This is a genomic window from Massilia sp. CT11-108, assembly GCF_047302915.1.
In the GTDB taxonomy this organism is placed as follows: Bacteria; Pseudomonadota; Gammaproteobacteria; order Burkholderiales; family Burkholderiaceae_D; genus Telluria; species Telluria orientalis.
The window spans coordinates 1-1,315 of the sequence record NZ_JBKYMO010000920.1; the positions used below are offsets into that span (position 1 = coordinate 1).

Below are 1,315 nucleotides of genomic sequence, written 5' to 3' on the forward strand. Positions count from 1 at the left end.
AACGCCATCTGCGTCTTGAAGCCTTCCAACGCCTCCACCACGGGCCGCTGGTTGTCGGGGTGCCACACGCCACTCTTGACCAGGGCCCAGGCGCGCCGCGCGGGCGTGCCCACGGCCGGCGTCCAGGATGTGCCCGCGCCGGCACCGGCACCTGCACCTGCACCTGCGCCCGTGGCGAGTCCTCCGGCCGCCGGTACGTCAGCGGCGCTGTCGAAAGTGGCCAGCGTCGCCATGACCAACAGTACGCACGTGCTGGCGGCCGTGGCGGGCGAGAGCAAGGTGACGGGGACGTCCGGCGTCGACACGCTCGTGTACACGACCGCGCGCGCCGGGGCGACCATCGTCGCCGCCGCCGGCGCGGTGTCCGTGACGGACGCCGTTGGCAACCACGCGACGCTGGCGGGCGTCGAGCGCATCCAGTTCAACGACGGCGTGGTGGCGCTGGACGTGAACGGCAGCGCGGGCGCGGCATACCGCCTGTACCAGGCCGCGTTTGCGCGCACGCCGGACAGGACGGGCCTCGGCTTCTGGATCGACGCGCTGGACAAGGGCACGCCGCTGGCGCAGGCCGCCTCCGGTTTCATCGGCAGCGCCGAGTTCGCCAAGCTGTACGGCAGCAACGTGAGCGACGCGCAGTTCGTGGATGCCCTGTACCAGAACGTGCTGCACCGCGCGCCCGACGCCGCCGGCTATGCGTTCTGGACGGACGCCCTGCATTCGACGTCGCGCGCGGACGTCCTCACCGGTTTCAGCGAGAGCGCCGAGAACAAGGCCCAGGTCGCCACCAGCATCGGCAACGGCATCGATTACGTGGCGCCGGCCGGCGGCACCCTGTCGGGTTCGGGGGCGCTGAAGATGGCCAACGTCGCGTTCAGCGGCAATGCCCACGTGCTGCAGGCCGTGGCGGGCGACAGCAAGGTGACGGGGACCGCCGGCGTCGACACGCTCGCCTACACGACCGCGCGCGCCGGCGCGACCGTCGTCGCGGACAACGGTGTCGTGTCCGTGAAGGATGCCGTCGGCAACCACGCGACGCTGACGGGCGTCGAGCGCCTCCAGTTCAGCGACGGCATGGTGGCGCTGGACGTGAACGGCAATGCGGGCGAAGCGTACCGCCTGTACCAGGCCGCGCTGGGCCGCACGCCGGACAAGACCGGCCTCGGCTTCTGGATCGATGCGCTGGACAAGGGCACGTCGCTGGCGCAGGCCGCCTCCGGCTTCATCGGCAGCGCCGAGTTCGGCAAGCTGTACGGCACCCACGTGAGCGACGCGCAATTCGTGGAAGCCCTGTACCAGAACGTGCTGCACCGCGCGC

At 71.3% G+C, this 1,315-nt stretch carries 1 protein-coding gene and 1 pseudogene; one reads left to right on the forward strand and one right to left on the reverse strand.

The genetic code is table 11. The features are described from left to right. A pseudogene (locus ACEN88_RS31990) lies at window positions 1-233 on the reverse strand (hypothetical protein); the annotation flags it as partial. Here ACEN88_RS31990 and ACEN88_RS31995 point away from each other — a divergent pair. Continuing rightward, a partial coding sequence (locus ACEN88_RS31995) for a DUF4214 domain-containing protein (RefSeq protein WP_413346219.1) occupies window positions 232-1,315 on the forward strand: 1,084 nt, incomplete at its 3' end. The pseudogene ACEN88_RS31990 and the gene ACEN88_RS31995 sit on opposite strands and share 2 nt — an antisense overlap.